The 14,372-nt window shown below is 66.3% G+C and carries 15 protein-coding genes; 8 read left to right on the top strand and 7 right to left on the bottom strand.

Annotated elements, in window-relative coordinates; translation table 11 throughout:
* Position 1 precedes the first annotated feature (1 nt).
* Complete coding sequence (dnaK, locus tag O9281_RS06225; protein WP_298183796.1) at positions 2–1,927, bottom strand: molecular chaperone DnaK; 1,926 nt, start codon at positions 1,925–1,927, stop codon at positions 2–4.
* Positions 1,928–2,106: 179 nt separating this feature from the next.
* On the opposite strand from dnaK, the gene O9281_RS06230 reads away from it, so the two are divergent.
* Positions 2,107–2,607 carry a copper chaperone PCu(A)C gene (locus O9281_RS06230; RefSeq protein WP_298183798.1) on the top strand — a complete coding sequence of 167 codons (501 nt, stop codon included), beginning with the start codon at positions 2,107–2,109 and terminating at the stop codon, positions 2,605–2,607.
* Positions 2,608–2,612: 5 nt separating this feature from the next.
* Positions 2,613–3,101, top strand: coding sequence for a vgr related protein (locus tag O9281_RS06235; RefSeq protein ID WP_298183938.1), 489 nt, complete (start codon positions 2,613–2,615; stop codon positions 3,099–3,101).
* Here O9281_RS06235 and grpE read toward each other — a convergent pair.
* Positions 3,098–3,664: a nucleotide exchange factor GrpE gene (grpE, locus tag O9281_RS06240; RefSeq protein WP_298183800.1), complete on the bottom strand. Its 567-nt coding sequence runs from the start codon at positions 3,662–3,664 to the stop codon at positions 3,098–3,100. The genes O9281_RS06235 and grpE overlap by 4 nt on opposite strands.
* 17 nt (positions 3,665–3,681) lie before the next feature.
* Positions 3,682–4,743, bottom strand: a complete 1,062-nt coding sequence (gene hrcA / locus O9281_RS06245; protein WP_298183801.1) for a heat-inducible transcriptional repressor HrcA — start codon at positions 4,741–4,743, stop codon at positions 3,682–3,684.
* An 80-nt stretch (positions 4,744–4,823) separates the two neighbouring features.
* Between hrcA and rph the strand changes: the two genes are divergently transcribed.
* From rph to O9281_RS06265, 4 genes are read left to right on the top strand one after another with little or no spacing between them, the layout of a single operon-like run.
* Entirely contained in the window at positions 4,824–5,540 is a 717-nt protein-coding gene (gene rph, locus O9281_RS06250; RefSeq protein WP_298183802.1) for a ribonuclease PH, read from the top strand.
* The gene (gene rdgB / locus O9281_RS06255; protein WP_298183803.1) at positions 5,537–6,166 is read left to right on the top strand and encodes an RdgB/HAM1 family non-canonical purine NTP pyrophosphatase; all 630 of its coding nucleotides are present in this window, start codon (positions 5,537–5,539) and stop codon (positions 6,164–6,166) included. Before rph ends, rdgB begins: the two co-directional genes overlap by 4 nt.
* 9 nt (positions 6,167–6,175) lie before the next feature.
* Positions 6,176–7,327, top strand: a complete 1,152-nt coding sequence (gene hemW / locus O9281_RS06260; protein WP_298183805.1) for a radical SAM family heme chaperone HemW — start codon at positions 6,176–6,178, stop codon at positions 7,325–7,327.
* A complete protein-coding gene (locus O9281_RS06265) occupies positions 7,324–8,220 on the top strand; it encodes a tyrosine recombinase XerC (protein ID WP_298183807.1) in 897 nt (298 codons plus the stop codon). Before hemW ends, O9281_RS06265 begins: the two co-directional genes overlap by 4 nt.
* On the opposite strand, the gene O9281_RS06270 is transcribed toward O9281_RS06265, so the two are convergent.
* The 4 genes from O9281_RS06270 to rsmI form a co-directional block, all read right to left on the bottom strand.
* Positions 8,217–8,816, bottom strand: coding sequence for a DedA family protein (locus tag O9281_RS06270; RefSeq protein WP_298183809.1), 600 nt, complete (start codon positions 8,814–8,816; stop codon positions 8,217–8,219). The two genes, O9281_RS06265 and O9281_RS06270, sit on opposite strands and share 4 nt — an antisense overlap.
* Before the next feature lie 7 nt (positions 8,817–8,823).
* Positions 8,824–9,789, bottom strand: a complete 966-nt coding sequence (gshB, locus tag O9281_RS06275) for a glutathione synthase (RefSeq protein ID WP_298183811.1) — start codon at positions 9,787–9,789, stop codon at positions 8,824–8,826.
* Positions 9,790–9,859: 70 nt separating this feature from the next.
* A complete protein-coding gene (locus O9281_RS06280) occupies positions 9,860–10,213 on the bottom strand; it encodes a YraN family protein (RefSeq protein ID WP_298183813.1) in 354 nt (117 codons plus the stop codon).
* Positions 10,210–11,037 (bottom strand): 16S rRNA (cytidine(1402)-2'-O)-methyltransferase, encoded by an 828-nt coding sequence (gene rsmI / locus O9281_RS06285; RefSeq protein WP_298183815.1) that lies wholly within the window; start codon positions 11,035–11,037, stop codon positions 10,210–10,212. Before rsmI ends, O9281_RS06280 begins: the two co-directional genes overlap by 4 nt.
* A 58-nt stretch (positions 11,038–11,095) precedes the next feature.
* Between rsmI and O9281_RS06290 the strand changes: the two genes are divergently transcribed.
* Positions 11,096–12,241: a penicillin-binding protein activator gene (locus O9281_RS06290; RefSeq protein WP_298183817.1), complete on the top strand. Its 1,146-nt coding sequence runs from the start codon at positions 11,096–11,098 to the stop codon at positions 12,239–12,241.
* A 70-nt stretch (positions 12,242–12,311) separates the two neighbouring features.
* Positions 12,312–14,297: a DNA topoisomerase IV subunit B gene (parE, locus tag O9281_RS06295; RefSeq protein WP_298183828.1), complete on the top strand. Its 1,986-nt coding sequence runs from the start codon at positions 12,312–12,314 to the stop codon at positions 14,295–14,297.
* The last annotated feature ends 75 nt before the right edge of the window (positions 14,298–14,372 follow it).

Raw genomic sequence — 14,372 nt, forward strand, 5'->3', positions numbered from 1 at the left:
CTCAACCCTTGTTGTTTTCGTCGACTTCCGAGAACTCGGCGTCGACCACGTCTTCGGCCGCATCGGCCGCCGCAGCACCCGCACCGGCACCCGGTGAAGCAGCCGCAGCCTGCTCCTTCTCGTAGATCACCTGGCCCATCTTCATGGCCTTTTCGGTGAGCGCCTGGGTCTTGGCGGTCATCTCGGCCACGTCACCGCTTTCGATCGCAGTCTTGGCTTCGGCGATGGCCGCCTCGATCTCGGCCTTGAGATCGGCATCAAGCTTGTCGCCGTGCTCGGCCAGCTGCTGTTCGGTGGCATGGACCAGGCTGTCGGCGTTGTTCTTCGCCTCGGCCGCTTCGCGCCGCTTCTTGTCCTCTTCGGCAAAGCGCTCGGCATCCTTGACCATCTGGTCGATGTCGGCGTCGCTGAGCCCGCCCGAGGCCTGGATGCGGATCTGCTGTTCCTTGCCGGTGCCCTTGTCCTTGGCGCTGACGTTCACGATGCCGTTGGCGTCGATATCGAAGGTCACCTCGATCTGCGGCACCCCGCGACGGGCCGGCGGAATGCCGACCAGATCGAACTGGCCCAGCATCTTGTTGTCGGCCGCCATTTCGCGCTCGCCCTGGAACACGCGGATCGTCACCGCCTGCTGGTTGTCCTCGGCGGTCGAATAGACCTGGCTCTTCTTGGTCGGGATCGTGGTGTTGCGATCGATCATGCGGGTGAACACGCCGCCCAGCGTCTCGATCCCCAGCGACAGCGGAGTCACGTCGAGCAGCAGCACGTCCTTGACGTCGCCCTGCAGCACGCCGGCCTGGATCGCCGCACCCATGGCCACGACTTCATCAGGGTTCACGCCGGTGTGCGGCTCCTTGCCGAAGAAGTCCTTCACCACTTCGCGCACGCGCGGCATGCGGGTCATCCCGCCAACCAGAACGACATCGTCGATGTCCGCCGCCTTGAGGCCGGCGTCAGCCAGCGCCTTGCGGCACGGCTCCAGCGTGCGCTGGATCAGGTCGGCCACCAGCTTTTCCAGGTCCGCGCGGGTGATCGTTTCGACCAGGTGCAGCGGGGTGGTGGTGCCACCTTCCATGCGGGCGGTGATGAACGGCAGGTTGATTTCGGTGGTCTGGGCGCTCGACAGCTCGATCTTGGCCTTTTCGGCGGCTTCCTTCAGCCGCTGCAGGGCCAGCTTGTCGGCCTTGAGATCCATGTTCTCCTTGGCCTTGAATTTGTCGGCCAGGTACTCGACCAGCTTCGAGTCGAAGTCTTCACCGCCCAGAAACGTGTCCCCGTTGGTCGACTTCACTTCGAACACGCCATCGCCGATTTCAAGGATCGAGATGTCGAAGGTGCCGCCACCAAGGTCATAGACCGCGATGGTCTTGCCGTCGTTCTTGTCGAGACCATAGGCCAGTGCGGCGGCAGTCGGCTCGTTGATGATGCGCAGCACTTCAAGGCCCGCGATCTGGCCGGCGTCCTTGGTGGCCTGGCGCTGGGCGTCGTTGAAGTAGGCCGGAACGGTGATCACGGCCTGGGTGACGGTTTCACCAAGATAGGCCTCAGCCGTTTCCTTCATCTTCTGGAGAGTGAAGGCGCTGATCTGGCTGGGCGAATAGTCTTCGCCGCCGGCTTTGACCCAGGCGTCGCCGTTCTTGCCCTTGGTGATGCTGTAGGGGACGAGCTCCATGTCCTTCTTGGTCATGGGATCGTCGAAGCGGCGACCGATCAGGCGCTTCACCGCAAAAATCGTGTTGTCGGGGTTGGTCACCGCCTGGCGCTTGGCCGGCTGGCCGATCAGGCGCTCACCATCCTTGGTGAAAGCGACAATCGACGGCGTGGTGCGCGCACCTTCCGAGTTTTCGATGACCTTCGGCTTGCCGCCGTCCATAACTGCAACGCAGCTGTTGGTGGTGCCAAGGTCGATACCGATTACTTTACCCATACTGTTGCCCATCCTTAGGTCATATTCTGGACACCGCTTCTGCACCCTCCCAGTCCCGGCAAGGGCGCCCTGCGGCTCGTTGACGCTGGCGATATAGGTGCGGTTTTGCTTGGCACAAGGGCAACGCGGGATTAGGCAAGCGCCCGTCTCCAACCCGTTGATTTCAGAAAAGGTCCGACATGAAGCGCCTTGCCGCCCTGCTGCTTATCGCCGCCCTCCCCCTCGCCGCCTGCGGCCAGCAGGCGGAACAACCGGCCGCCGCGCCAGAGGCCAAGCCGGGGCTGGCGCTCAATGACGGTCGGCTGGTGCTGCCCGCAGTGAAAGGCAATCCGGCCGGCGGCTATTTCACCCTCGTCAACGGCGGGGACAAGGTGGTGACACTCGCCGCCGTGACCGTAACCGGCGCGGCGCGGGCCGAAATGCATGAAACGGTGGGCGAAGCCATGTCGCCGATCGCCAAGCTGGAACTGAAGCCCGCCGAAACCGTGGAATTCAAGCCCGGCGGCAAACACGTGATGGCCTTTGAACTCGATCCCTCACTGGCCCCCGGCGGCAAGACCGAAATCACCCTGACCTTCGAAGGCGGCGACAAGCTCTCGGCCCCGCTCAAGCTCGAAGCGCGCGGTGCGGCGGCGATGGTGCACATGGAAGGGATGGACCACTCGGAGCACGCGAACTGAGCGGGCTGGAGTCAGCCCACGCCTGCCCGGTCGGCGGCGAACGACCGCTGACCGCGGGTGAAGTAGCACTGGTCCGCTCGGTCTTTGGCGCGACGGTGGATTGCGGCCCGGTCCGCATCCGCCGCCGCCGCTGGTTCCCGCTGCAACCGCGCCGGGTGACCATGGCGCCGATGGGGCACCTGCACTTTCACCCGCGCTCAGACAGCTATTGCGATGATTTCGCGGCGGCCGACCTCAACCTGCAAGGCCACTTCATCCACGAGATGACCCACGTCTGGCAGTTTCAGACCCGCGGGCGCTGGCACCTGATCCTGCGTCGGCACCCGTTTTGCCGTTATGATTATGCGCTGAAGCCGGGCTGGCCGCTGGAACGCTATGGTATCGAACAGCAGGCCGAGATCGTGCGGCATGCGTTCCTGATACGACAAGGCGCGCGGATCGCCGGTATGGCCGATCCGCGCGCCTATCGTGATCTTGTCAACTTCGGCGGTTAGTCAGGCTTCTTCGCCACCGCCACCATCGCCGGGCGCAGCAGGCGGTCCTTGATCATGTAGCCGGCCTGCAATTCCTGGATCACCGTGCCGGGCGCAGCCTCGGCATGGGGGACTTCAAGCATGGCCTGATGCTGGTTGGGGTCGAGCGGCAGGCCGACTGCGGCGATGCGGCTGATGCCGTGGAGGCCGAACACCTTGTCCAGCTCGCGGCCCGTAGCTTCCAGCCCGGCGACCAGGTTCTTCAGCTTCTCGTCCTCGCGCAGTTCGGCGGGGATCGCATCGAGCGCGCGGGCCAGGTTGTCGGACACCGACAGGATATCGCGGGCAAAGCCGGTCGCGGCATAGGCCCGCGCATCGGCGATGTCCTTTTCAAGGCGGCGGCGCACGTTCTGCGTTTCGGCCTTGGCGTAAAGCACTTCCTGCTTCGCCATTTCGAGGTCCTCGCGCAGCCGGTCGAGCGCTTCGCCCAGCTTGTCGGTCTCGTGATCGAGCAGTTCGTCCGGCACTCCGGCCAGTTCGGCTTCCACCGCGGGATCGCCCTGCGGCTTGCTATCGTCAGTCATGTCAAAAGAAACCCGTCTTATCCGATCAGCTTGCCCATCGCCCCCATGCGGGACAGCGTCTGGGCCGTGAAATCCACCATGGGGACTAGCCGCGCATAATTCAACCGCGTCGGCCCGATAACCCCCACCACGCCGACCACCCGGCCATCGCGATCGCGATAGGGCGAGGCGATCACGGACGAGCCTGACAGCGCGAACAGCCGGTTCTCCGCCCCGATGAAAATGCGGGTCGCCTCGGCCTCACGCGCGGCGTCAAGCAGCTCGGCGACCGACTGCTTGTTCTCCAGATCGTCAAGCAACTGCCTCACTCGCTCGATATCGCCAAGGGCGCCCTCGTCGAGCAGGTTGGCCTGGCCGCGCACGATCAGCACCGGGCGGCGCAGCGCATCCTCGCTCCAAACCGCTAGCCCCCGTTCGACCAAATCGCGACTGGCGGCATCAAGCGCCGAGCGGCCCGAAGCAACCTCCATCCGGATCGCCCGCACCGCTTCCGGCAGCGTCCGCCCGCCAAGATGCGCCGAAATGTAATTCGAGGCCTGCTCCAACGCCCTCGGCGGCAGGCCCGGCGGCAGATCGACCACCCGGTTCTCGACCGAGCCATCGGCCCCGACCAGCACGGCCAGTGCCCGGTCAGTCGCCAGCGGGACCAGTTGCAGGTGAGCAAGGCGCGGCTCGCGGCGCGGGACCATCACCACCCCGGCAGCCGAGGACAGGCTGGACAGCAGGGCCGAGGTCGCCTCCAGCGCGGCTTCAACCGGCCCAGGCTGGGCCAGGCGGCTTTCGATCGCGGCGCGTTCCTCGGCCGTTGGTTCGGCCACTTGCATCATCCCGTCGACGAACAGGCGCAGGCCGCTTTCGGTTGGCAAACGGCCCGCGCTGGTATGCGGCGCGGCGAGCAGGCCCAGGCTTTCCAGCTCGTGCAGGACCGAACGGATCGAGGCGGGCGACAGGTTGAGCGCGCCGGCGCTGGCCAGCGTCTTCGAGCCGACCGCCTGTCCGGTGGCCAGATAGCCTTCCACCACGAGGCGGAAGATATCGCGGGCGCGGGTCGTCAGTTCGGTTATCGGCGGGGTGGACATCGCTTCCCTAATGTAAAGCCTGGGCTTGCAGCCTCAAGCCCAATGCGCCTAACGCGGCGCGAAACCTAATGGAGATTATCATGCGACCTTCCGGCCGCGCGCCCGACGAGATGCGCGCCATCAGCTTCGAGCCGCACTTTACCAAGCACGCCGAAGGATCGGTGCTCGTCAGCTTTGGCCACACCAAGGTGATCTGCACCGCCTCGGTCGAAGAGCGTGTGCCGCCGTTCATGCGCGGCAAGGGCGAAGGCTGGGTCACGGCGGAATACTCGATGCTGCCCCGCGCCACGCATACCCGTGGCAGCCGCGAGGCGGCCAAGGGCAAGCAATCGGGCCGTACCCAGGAAATCCAGCGACTGATCGGCCGCAGCTTGCGCGCCGTGACTGACCTCAAGGCCCTGGGCGAGCGCCAGATTACCCTCGACTGCGACGTGATCCAGGCCGATGGCGGCACCCGCACCGCCGCCATTTCCGGTGCCTGGGTGGCGCTGCGCCTGGCGGTCGATGGACTGATCAAGCAGGGCCTGATTACCGGCGATCCGCTGCCGCGCAAGGTCGCGGCGGTGAGCTGCGGGATCTTCAAGGGCAACCCGGTGCTCGACCTTGATTACGACGAGGATTCGTCCGCCGATGCCGATGCCAACTTCGTCCTGATCGAAGGCGGCCAGATTGCCGAAGTCCAGGCTACGGCCGAAGGCGCGACCTATGACGAGGAAGGCCTGCTGCGGCTGCTGCGTCTCGCCCGGATCGGCTGCAACGCGATCTTTGCGGCGCAGGACAAGGCTGTCGGCAAGTGACGAAGCGACTGGGCGGCGAAACCCTGGTGATTGCCACGCACAATGCGGGCAAGCTCAAGGAGATCTCCGCCCTGCTCGCGCCCTATGGGCTGAACTGCATTTCCGCCGGTTCACTGGGCCTGCCCGAACCGGCGGAAACCGGCACGACCTTTGCCGAGAACGCGATGATAAAGGCGCGGGCGGCGGCCGAGGGTTCGGGCCTTCCGGCATTGGCCGACGATTCCGGTCTGTGCGTCAATGCCCTCGGCGGTCGGCCCGGCGTCTACACTGCCGACTGGGCGGAACGGCAGTGGTTCGAAGGCCCGGCCGGGCGCGACTGGTACATGGCGATGGGCAAGGTGGAAGGCCTGTTGCAGGAGCTTGGCCCCGACACCGATCGGTCGTGCCACTTCGCCTGCGTCCTTGCCATCGCCTGGCCGGACGGGGACAGCGCGGTCTATGAAGGACGCGCCAATGGCACCCTCACCTGGCCGCCGCGCGGCAAGCTGGGCTTCGGTTACGATCCGGTCTTTGTCCCGCTGGGCGACACCCGCACCTTTGCCGAGCATGACCCGGCGGAAAAGCACGCGATCAGCCACCGCGCCGATGCCTTTGCCAAGCTGGTCGCGGAGCAGTTTGGCGCGTAAGACGCCCGCATGGCCCGCGCGCTCTACATCCATTGGCCGTTCTGCCTCGCAAAGTGCCCCTATTGCGACTTCAACAGCCATGTCCGCGACAGCGTGGATCACGCCGCCTGGGAAACGGCGCTGCTCGCCGACCTGCGGCACGAAGCCGAACTGGCTGGAGGGGAGCCGCTCGACAGCATCTTTTTCGGCGGCGGCACGCCATCGCTGATGCCCCCCGCACTGGTCGCCCGGCTGCTGGCTGAGGCCGAGCGGCTCTGGGGGTTTGTGCCGGGAATCGAGATCACGCTGGAAGGCAATCCGTCGTCGGTCGAAGCGGCCAACTATGCCGCGCTGGCTACTGCCGGGGTCAACCGCGCTTCGCTCGGCCTCCAGGCGCTGGATGACCAGACCCTGCGCTTCCTCGGGCGGCTGCACGGAGCGGCCGAAGGGCTGCGCGCAGTCGAAACCGCACAAGCCGTGTTTGATCGCGTCTCGTTTGACCTGATCTATGCCCGCCCCGGTCAGACCGTGGATGGCTGGGAGCGAGAACTGGACCAGGCGCTGGCGATCGGCACGACGCACCTTTCGCTCTACCAGTTGACAATCGAACCCGGCACCCGCTTCGAAACCATGGTCCGCAAGGGCGATTTCATGCCGCTGGACGAGGATGCCTGCGCCGACCTGTTCGCCCTCACCCGCGAACGCACCGCCAGCGCGGGGCTGCCGGCCTACGAGATCAGCAACCACGCCCGCCCGGGCGAGGAGAGCCGTCACAACCTCGCCTATTGGCGTTATCAGGACTACGTCGGGATCGGTCCAGGCGCGCATGGGCGGCGCGGCGGCATGGCAACGGTGCGCCACAAGAAGCCTGAGAACTGGCTGGCCGCGGTGGCCGCCAATGGCCACGGCCTCAGCGAGGAACGCGTGCTGGCGCTCGGCGAGCAGGCTTCGGAAGCCCTGCTGATGGGGCTTCGCCTTGACGAGGGGATCGATCTCTCCGCCCTTGCCAAGCGATTTGCCATGAACGCTGATGCGCTGATCGATCACGCCAAGATCGCTTTCTACCTTGGGCAGGGTCTGGTCTGGCAGGACGGCGACCGGCTCGGTGTGACCCAGGCCGGCATGCCGCTGCTCGATGGGCTGCTGGCGGAGCTGGTCCGGGGCGAACTGGTCTCCGCATGAGCGCCAGCGCGATCCTTAACGCCTGGCACGACCACCTGATCAACGCGCGGCGGCGCTCGCCGCATACTGTCCGCGCTTATGTCGCCACGGCGCAGCGGCTGATCGAGGCGACCGGGCTTATGAGTTGGTCGGAAGTCGCTCGGCTTGATGCCACTGCGCTGCGCCAACAGCTAGCCCGCCGCCGCGCCGATGGCCTGGGCAATGCCTCCACCGCGCGGGAGCTTTCCGCCCTCAAGGGCTTCATCGCCTTCGCCCGCGCTCAGGCCGGGATGGCCGATCCGGCTCCGCCACGGATGCGCGGGCCGCGGCTCAAGAAAGGCCTGCCCCGACCGGTCACGCCCGACGAGGCGGTGAACCTGGCCGCGACGATCGAGGAAGACGCCAGCATCGAATGGATCGGCGCGCGCGACCGGGCTGTCCTGTTGCTGCTCTATGGCGCGGGTCTGCGCATTGCCGAGGCGCTGTCGCTGACCGGCGGCGCCCTGCCCTTGGACGAGGTGCTGACGGTGACCGGCAAGGGCGGCAAGCAGCGGGTCGTGCCGATCCTGCCGCTGGTGGCCGATGCGGTGGCTGACTATGCCGCCAAGTGCCCCTGGTCGCTGGAGCGCGACAAGCCGCTGTTTCGCGGCGCGCGCGGCGGTCCGCTGGGGCAAGGCATGGTGCAGAAGGCCATGGCCCGCGCCCGCACCGCTTTGGGCCTGCCACCCAGCGCCACGCCGCACGCACTGCGCCATTCCTTCGCCACGCACCTGCTCAGCGCCGGGGCGGACCTGCGATCGCTGCAGGAACTGCTGGGCCATGCCAGCCTCGGCTCAACCCAGATCTACACCAAGGTCGACGCTGCCGTGCTGCTCGACGTCTACCGGCATGCCCACCCCCGCGAAGGGAGTTAGCCCTTCGGCTTCCAGGTGAAGATCCGCCACAGGTAGGTCAGCACAATCGCCGCAATGACCAGGGTGGAGAGCGGCCCCAGCCATTTCTCGACATCGCCGAACTGCGAACCTAGGAAAAAGCCGGCCCCCGCGAGCGCGGCGCTCCAGCCCAGGGTGCCGATCGTCGAGAACGCCAGGAACCGGCCGAGCGGCATCTTGAAGATCCCGGCAGGGATCGAGATCAGCGAGCGCAGCGTCGGGATCATTCGGGCAACCAGCACGATGATCGAGCCATACCTGGCAAACAGGCGCTCGCCGCGCTCGACCTCGTCCCAGTCTAGCGTCAGCCAGCGGTTGTACTTGTCGATGAAGACATGCATCCGCGCCTCGCCGAACTTCATGGCCAGCCAATACCAGAACCAGTTGCCCAGCATGGCTCCGGCCGTGCCGGCCAGGATCGTGCCTTCCAGGGTCATGTTGCCGCGCGCGGCGGAAACCCCGGCAACGGTCATGATCACTTCGGAAGGTACCGGCGGGAACACCGTTTCCAGCAGCATCAAGGCAGCAACACCCCAGTAGCCGGCCCAGTCGACGAGCCGGATGATCCAGTCTTCCATGATAGCCTCAGCTTGCCTGGCGGGCGGCGAGCCGCGCCTCGATGGCATCCCAGATCCGCGCAGGGGTATCGGTGCCGTTGAACCGATCGATTGCGATGATGCCGGTCGGCGAAGTGACGTTGATCTCGGTCAGCCATTGGCCGCCGATCACGTCGATTCCCACAAAGATCAGGCCAAGCCGCTTCAGTTCCGGGCCCATTGCCTCACAGATTTCCAGTTCACGCGGGGTCAGGTCAGTCGCCTCGGCGCTGCCGCCCACGGCCAGGTTTGAGCGGAACTCGCCCTCGCCCGGCTTGCGGTTGATCGCACCGGCCACTTCGCCATCGATCAGGACGATCCGTTTGTCGCCCTGGGCCACTTCGGGAAGGAAAGGCTGGACCATGTGCGGTTCGGGCCAGGTCTGGTTGAACACCTCGAACAGGGCGGAGAGGTTGTCACCCTCTGCGGGCACGCGGAAGATCGCCTTGCCGCCGTTGCCGTGGATCGGCTTGACCACCACCGCGCCATGCTCTGCCTGGAAGGCCCGGACTTCGTCGACCGAACGCGTCACCAGGGTCGGCGGCATGAACCGGCGGTAATCGAGCACCATGACCTTTTCAGGCGCATTGCGGACCGAGCGCGGATTGTTGACCACCAGCGTCTCGGCCTCGATCCGCTCCAGCAGGTGCGTGGCGGTGATATAGCCCATGTGGAAGGGCGGATCCTGCCGCATCAGCACCACGTCGATATCGCGCCCCAGATCGAGCCGGACCGGACCGCCCTTGGTGAAATGATCGCCGGCTACCCGCTGCACCGTGACAGGATGGGCGACCGCGGTCAGCCGGTCATGGGCGTCGAGCGTCAGCGCATTGACATCGTAATGCCACACCTTGTGCCCGCGCGCCTGGGCAGCGAGCATCAGCGCAAAACTGGAATCCCCGGCGATGTTGATGGTTTCCAGTGGGTCCATCTGAACCGCGACGCGCAGAGACATGAATAATCGGCCTTTCGAGCGATGCTGACCGCCAAGTAGGGGGCTGCGGCGTTTTGCTCAAGTGCCGCGATCAGGCGATCGCCGCATTCTCGATCACGCGCGGCCAGCGCCAGGGCGAAATCAGCACGACATCGACCCGCAAGGTGTCGTCCGCGCCGCCATAGCGATGGGCCACGGCCTCGCTCGCAGCCACCACCCGCCGCAACCGCCAGGGATCGATCGCCTGGCCTAGCTCGGAAGCCGTTGCCCGCCATTTCACCTCGATGAAGGCCACCGTCTGGCCGCGCCGGGCGATCAGGTCGATCTCCCCGCGCGGCGTCTTGATCCGTTGCCCGACGATGCGCCAGCCTTTGAGCTGCAGATACCAGGCGGCCAGCCATTCGCCCCGCCGCCCGCGCGCCTCGCGCTCGGCCCGGCTGCTCACTTCAGCTCCAGTGCCCGGGCATAGAGCACCTTGCGATCCAGCCCTGTCGCCTTGGCCACGGCCGCCGCCGCCTGCGAGGCCTTAGCATTGGCCAGTTCGGCCCGCAGCAAGGCATCGACATCGACTGCGGCCCGGTCCACCTCGCCCGGCGGGCCGACCATCAGCACGATCTCTCCCTTGGGCGGATGGGCAGCATAGTGCGCGATCAGTTCGGCAGGCTGCCCGCTGCGGCATTCCTCGAACCGCTTGGTCAGTTCGCGCGCGACGGCTACTTCGCGGCCAGGCAGATATTGGTCGATCGCGGCAAGGCAATCGGCGAGGCGCGGCGCGGTTTCATAGAAGACCAGCGTCGCGGGCACCGCCGCCAGCGCCGCCAGGGCATCGCCGCGCGCCTTGTCTTTCGCCGGCAGGAACCCGGCGAACAGGAACCGGTCACTGGGCAGGCCGGACAGCGTCAGGCCGACGATCGCCGCGCTTGGTCCGGGCAGGCTGGTGACGGCAATCCCAGCTTCGCGCGCGGCGCGGACCAGCTTGTAACCGGGATCCGAGATCAGCGGCGTCCCCGCATCGCTGACCAGCGCGAGCGGCTGTTCCGCCGCCAGCGCCAGCAGGTAATCGCGGGTCTCGGTGCTGGCATGATCGTCATAGCGGATCATCCGCTGCTTGATCCCCAGGTGGTTGAGCAGCTTGCCGGTGACCCGCGTATCCTCACAGGCCACCGCAGCCACGCCACGCAGCGTCGTTATGGCGCGGAGCGTAATGTCCCCCAGATTGCCAATCGGCGTGGCGACAATGTACAGACCCGGGGAAAGCGGCGCATCCATCGTGGCTTAGATGGACCAGCCAGCCGAGAGCGGCAAGCCCAGAGGAGACCGGCAGGACATGTCTATCAACCGGCGCAAGCTGATCGCGCTTGGCGCAGTGGTGCTGCTGGCCGGGTGCAAGGTGATCCCCAAGGGTGCGCCCGATGTCACACCAGTGCCCGACGACCGTCCCACCGATGCCCTGCCAGCCGACCAGCAGCGTCACCGCGTGGCATTGCTCGTGCCGATGAGCGGACCGAACGCTGCCGTGGGCGAATCCATCGCCAATGCGACCACGATGGCGCTGCTCGATACCAACGCCAAGAACCTGCGGATCACCACCTACGACACCTCGACCGGCCCTGCCGCGGCTGCGACCAAGGCGATTGCCGAGGGCAACAAGCTGATCCTCGGCCCGCTTCAGGCCGACGAAGTGGCAGCCGTTGCCACTGTCGCCCGCGCCAGCCGGGTGCCGCTGATCGCCTATGCCAGCGACAGCGGCGTTGCCGCGCGCGATGTCTTCGTGATGGGCACCGCCCCCGGCAATTCGCTCGGCCGCACGGTCAGCTTTGCCGGCAAGCAGGGCGTCCGGCGGTTTGCCCTGCTGGCCCCCAATGGCGACTATGGCGCGCGGGCCAAGCTGGCCTTCGGCGAAGCGGTAACTCGAGCTGGCGGTAGCCTGGTCGTGACCGAGGCTTATGAACGATCGAACACCTCGATCATCAGCGCGGCGCGCCGGCTCAAGGCGCGCGGCGGGTTCGATGCCGTGCTGATCGCCGATGGCGCCCGCAGCGCCGCGCTGGCGGCTCCCCAGATCAAGGCCGCAGGTGCCCCCAGCCCGCGCATCCTCGGCCCCGAACTGTGGAGCGGCGAACAGGTGGTCGGCACCACTCCGGCCCTGCGCGGCGCCTGGTTCTCGGCCATTGCCGACACCCGCTTCAAGACCTTTGCCGACAGCTACCAGAGCCGCTTTGGCGCCCGCCCCTATCGCGTCGCGACCCAGGGCTATGACAGCGTGCTGCTGGCGATCCGCATTGCCCGTGACTGGCGCCCGGGCACCCCCTTCCCCACCGCGCGACTGATCGATCCGGACGGCTTCCTGGGGCTGGACGGCCCGTTCCGCTTTGCCCCCAACGGGGTAATCGAGCGGGCGCTGGAAGTGCGCGAGGCCCGCACCGGCGGGGTGGCCGTCGTCAGCCCCGCGCCCGACAAGTTCGGCGACTGACGCAATCCCTTGGCGAAAACCCTGCCCCCCGCCTTGCGCGCAGGATTCCGCAGGGCCTATAGCCGCACCCATGGCCGACGACCTGTTTGAAAAACTGCCCGCCAGCAATGGCGATTCCTACGATGGTTCCGCGATCGAGGTGCTGGAAGGGCTTGAGCCCGTGCGCCGCCGTCCCGGCATGTACATCGGCGGCACGGACGAACGCGCGCTGCACCACCTTGCCGCCGAAGTGCTCGACAACGCTATGGACGAGGCCGTGGCCGGCCACGCCAACCGGATCGAGGTGACGCTGGAGGAAGGCAACCGGCTGACCATCACCGACAACGGGCGCGGCATCCCGGTTGACGAGCATCCCAAGTACCCCGGCATGTCGGCGCTCGAAGTGATCCTGACCACGCTGCATTCGGGTGGCAAGTTTTCCGGCAAGGCCTATGCCACCTCGGGCGGTCTGCACGGGGTCGGGGTGTCGGTGGTCAATGCCCTGTCCACGCTGACCCGGATCGAAGTCGCCCGCAACAAGGAGCTGTGGGCACAGGAATTCTCGCGCGGCTTGCCCACCGGGCCGCTCCAGCACCTGGGCGGCACGCCCAACCGGCGCGGCACATCGGTCACCTTCGTGCCGGACCTCGAAATCTTCGGCGAGGATGCCAAGTTCAAGCCCGCCCGCCTGTTCAAGCTGGTCCGGTCCAAGGCCTATCTCTTCGCCGGGGTGGAAATCCGCTGGAAATGCGCGGCAAGCCTCGCCAGCGAAGAGGTACCGGCCGAAGCCGTGTTCCAGTTCCCCGGTGGTCTTGCCGATCACCTCAAGGAACAGATCGGTGCGCGCGAATGCGTGACGAGCCAGTTCTTTGCCGGATCGCAGGACTTCCCCGGTGAGCAGCAGGGCCGGGTCGAATGGGCCGTGGCCTGGCCGCTATGGTCCGACGGGGCCTATTCCTGGTACTGCAACACCATCCCCACCCCTGATGGCGGCACGCACGAGGCCGGCCTGCGCGCCGCGCTGACCAAGGGTATTCGCGCCTTTGCCGACCTGGTTGGCCAGAAGAAAGCCAAGGACATCGCGCCCGAGGACGTGATCACCGGCAGCGAGATCATGCTGTCGGTCTTCATCCGCGACCCCCAGTTCCAGAGCCAGACCAAGGATCGGCTGACCAGCCCCGAGGCCGCCCGCATGGTCGAGAACGCCGTGCGCGATCACTTCGACCATTTCCTCGCCGACAACATGGAGCGCGGCAAGGCGCTGCTCGGCCACGTGCTGGAACGGATGGACGAACGCCTGCGCCGCAAGGCGGAGCGCGAGGTCAAGCGCAAGACCGCGACCAATGCTCGCAAGCTGCGCCTGCCCGGCAAGCTGACCGATTGCACCGGTGAGGGCGATGCGGAAACCGAACTGTTCATCGTCGAAGGTGACAGCGCCGGCGGCTCTGCCAAGCAGGCGCGCGATCGCAAGACCCAGGCGATCCTGCCGATCCGCGGCAAGATCCTGAACGTGGCCAGCGCCACGGCCGACAAGATCCGCGCCAACAGCGAAATCGCCGACCTGGGCCTCGCGCTCGGCTGCGGGTTCCGCAAGGACTGCAACCCCGACAACCTGCGGTACGACCGGATCATCATCATGACCGACGCGGACGTTGACGGCGCCCACATCGCCACCCTGCTGATGACCTTCTTCTTCCAGGAAATGCCCGAGATCGTGCGCCGCGGGCACCTCTACCTCGCCCAGCCCCCGCTCTATCGGCTGACCGCCGGCAAGGAGAGCGCCTATGCCCGCGACGACGCCCACCGCGCCGAGCTGGAAGCCACCCTGTTCAAGGGCAAGAAGGTCGAGGTGGGCCGGTTCAAGGGCCTGGGCGAAATGAACCCCCAACAGCTGCGCGAAACCACGATGGACCCAGCCAAGCGCAGCCTGATCCGCATCACCCTGCCCCCCGAATACGAAGGGCGCGCGGCCGTGAAGGACCTGGTCGACCGGCTGATGGGCCGCGATCCCGCCCAGCGCTTCATGTTCATTCAGAACCGGGCAAGCGAGATCGATCCGGAACTGATCGACGCTTAAGTCAGCCAGTGAAACCGTTCAGGTTCGGCTAATAAAATCTGAACGATGATGCTCCCATAATAAACCGGGAGTGGA

Origin of the sequence: Novosphingobium sp. (assembly GCF_027531025.1) — a bacterium.
Taxonomy (GTDB): Bacteria; Pseudomonadota; Alphaproteobacteria; order Sphingomonadales; family Sphingomonadaceae; genus Novosphingobium.

Coding starts and splice junctions, on each gene's coding strand:
- dnaK (WP_298183796.1), bottom strand. CDS start 1,927: ATGGGTAAAGTAATCGGTATCGACCTTGGCACCACCAACAGCTGCGTT.
- O9281_RS06230 (WP_298183798.1), top strand. CDS start 2,107: ATGAAGCGCCTTGCCGCCCTGCTGCTTATCGCCGCCCTCCCCCTCGCC.
- grpE (WP_298183800.1), bottom strand. CDS start 3,664: ATGACTGACGATAGCAAGCCGCAGGGCGATCCCGCGGTGGAAGCCGAA.
- hrcA (WP_298183801.1), bottom strand. CDS start 4,743: ATGTCCACCCCGCCGATAACCGAACTGACGACCCGCGCCCGCGATATC.
- rph (WP_298183802.1), top strand. CDS start 4,824: ATGCGACCTTCCGGCCGCGCGCCCGACGAGATGCGCGCCATCAGCTTC.
- hemW (WP_298183805.1), top strand. CDS start 6,176: ATGGCCCGCGCGCTCTACATCCATTGGCCGTTCTGCCTCGCAAAGTGC.
- O9281_RS06265 (WP_298183807.1), top strand. CDS start 7,324: ATGAGCGCCAGCGCGATCCTTAACGCCTGGCACGACCACCTGATCAAC.
- O9281_RS06270 (WP_298183809.1), bottom strand. CDS start 8,816: ATGGAAGACTGGATCATCCGGCTCGTCGACTGGGCCGGCTACTGGGGT.
- gshB (WP_298183811.1), bottom strand. CDS start 9,789: ATGTCTCTGCGCGTCGCGGTTCAGATGGACCCACTGGAAACCATCAAC.
- rsmI (WP_298183815.1), bottom strand. CDS start 11,037: ATGGATGCGCCGCTTTCCCCGGGTCTGTACATTGTCGCCACGCCGATT.
- O9281_RS06290 (WP_298183817.1), top strand. CDS start 11,096: ATGTCTATCAACCGGCGCAAGCTGATCGCGCTTGGCGCAGTGGTGCTG.
- parE (WP_298183828.1), top strand. CDS start 12,312: ATGGCCGACGACCTGTTTGAAAAACTGCCCGCCAGCAATGGCGATTCC.